This window comes from Enterobacter cloacae complex sp. SYL003, from assembly GCF_049236925.1.
GTDB classification, from domain to species: Bacteria; Pseudomonadota; Gammaproteobacteria; order Enterobacterales; family Enterobacteriaceae; genus Enterobacter; species Enterobacter intestinihominis.
Window position 1 is genome coordinate 1 of record NZ_JBMKJK010000055.1, and the last position, 1,668, is coordinate 1,668.

Here is a 1,668-nt window from a genome sequence, read left to right on the forward strand (position 1 = left end):
CTTGAGCGGTAAACGAGTGAGGGAATTTCAGGTAAGATACTTCGGATGAGGAGCAAAAAGGTGGTTTATACTTCCTATACCCAGTAGTGTTCCCCTGTCGGTTTGGTTGGGGTCGATGCCCCACTTTGGGCGCGGCGTTGGGCGCCGCAAGATGAAAGCTCTGTGTGAAGGCTTGGATATTAAGACCTTGGATGATTTCAATGCCATCACCGAAGAGCAGATCGTTAGCGTCGACAAATTCAGCTACAAAACTGCCGCAAAAGTGCTTGCAGGTATGGCTGAACATGCCGAGCTATTCAACAAGATTCAATCAATCATCGGGTTCAAACAGCAGGTCACTTCGGGGGATCGTTTTACCGGTGAGAAGATCGTGATCACCGGTTTTCGTGACGCGGCCTTGGAGAAGCTGATTGAAGCTGAGGGTGGTGAAGTGCAATCATCAGTCTCGTCGAAGACCACCATGGTGATCGCGGCATCCACTTCCGGATCTTCCGGCAAATTGAAGAAAGTGCACGATCTCAACAACAGCGGAAAGGCAAATATCAAACTGATTGATCTGGCCACCTTCCGTAAGCAATATCTGGAACAACCAGCATCGACTGGTTTGGAGTTTTAATGAGTCACCCACAACTTGAGCTAATAGTCGCTGTGGATTCTAAGTTGGGATTCGGGAAAGGCGGCAAGATTCCATGGAAATGCAAAGAAGACATGGCGCGATTTACGCGGATTTCTAAAGAGATCCGCGTGTGCGTTATGGGGAAACACACGTATACTGACATGCGTGACATGCAGTTAGAAAAGGATGGCGCCGAGGAGCGAATCAAGGAGAAAGGAATTCTCCCCGAACGCGAATCGTTCGTGATCTCCTCGACGTTAAAACAAGAAGATGTCATAGGCGCTACTGTCGTTCCTGATCTTCGTGCTGTGATCAACCTGTATGAGAATACCGATCAACGCATTGCTGTCATTGGTGGGGAGAAGTTGTACATTCAAGCTCTTTCATCAGCAACGAAACTGCACATGACCATAATTCCAAGAGAGTTCGACTGTGATCGATTTATTCCTGTTGATCCGATCCAGAACAATTTTCACATTGATTCCAGTGCCAGCGAGACTGTGGAGGCAACCGTTGATGAGACTCAAGAGCGCATTCACTTTGCTACTTACGTGCGTAACAATCAGTAACGCGCTGGCAGTGGAAGAACAAGAACCAGAAACGAAGCAGACGGTGTTGGCCGTCTGCTTCGAAACATCATTATTGGCTCGAGAACTGATCGAGAATACCATTCTTGCGGACGACATCCAAAACAATACAGAAAAGATAGCTTTGCAGTTGTCGGAGCCCCTCCCCCCAACTTATAATGGGATTATTGCTGGGCTAAACAATGCTGTCGCCATGCGTGGGACAGCAAACGTTGAATCGCCATCAAGAGCATCCACAGATTTACGTGCAGCCGTCATCGGTTTATGGTGTATAAATGACACCATAGCCGCCCTGAATCAGACTGATAATGCAGTCTTACAGGACGGCGAGTTGCAACAAACACTTGTCGATTATTACAACAACTTATTGGCTGACATCGTTTGTCGTTTTCAGAAGACGGCTGCACTGAACGTCAGAAGCCGACTGCACTATAGCAGCGGAGGGGTTGGATCCATCAGGCAACG

The 1,668-nt window shown here is 48.1% G+C and carries 3 protein-coding genes; all 3 read left to right on the top strand.

What is annotated here, in order from left to right; translation table 11 throughout:
- The first annotated feature begins 151 nt into the window (after positions 1-151).
- Positions 152-616, top strand: coding sequence for a BRCT domain-containing protein (locus tag ACOT1A_RS24510; RefSeq protein ID WP_000645230.1), 465 nt, complete (start codon positions 152-154; stop codon positions 614-616).
- Positions 616-1,185: a trimethoprim-resistant dihydrofolate reductase DfrA19 gene (dfrA19, locus tag ACOT1A_RS24515; protein ID WP_000019304.1), complete on the top strand. Its 570-nt coding sequence runs from the start codon at positions 616-618 to the stop codon at positions 1,183-1,185. The genes ACOT1A_RS24510 and dfrA19 overlap by 1 nt, the downstream gene beginning before the upstream one ends.
- 10 nt (positions 1,186-1,195) lie before the next feature.
- On the top strand, positions 1,196-1,668 hold a 473-nt coding region (locus ACOT1A_RS24520; RefSeq protein ID WP_159424618.1), incomplete at its 3' end, for a hypothetical protein.

Bases quoted from the DNA above. Each gene is read 5' to 3' on its own strand.
- ACOT1A_RS24510 (WP_000645230.1), top strand. From the start codon at position 152: ATGAAAGCTCTGTGTGAAGGCTTGGATATTAAGACCTTGGATGATTTC.
- dfrA19 (WP_000019304.1), top strand. From the start codon at position 616: ATGAGTCACCCACAACTTGAGCTAATAGTCGCTGTGGATTCTAAGTTG.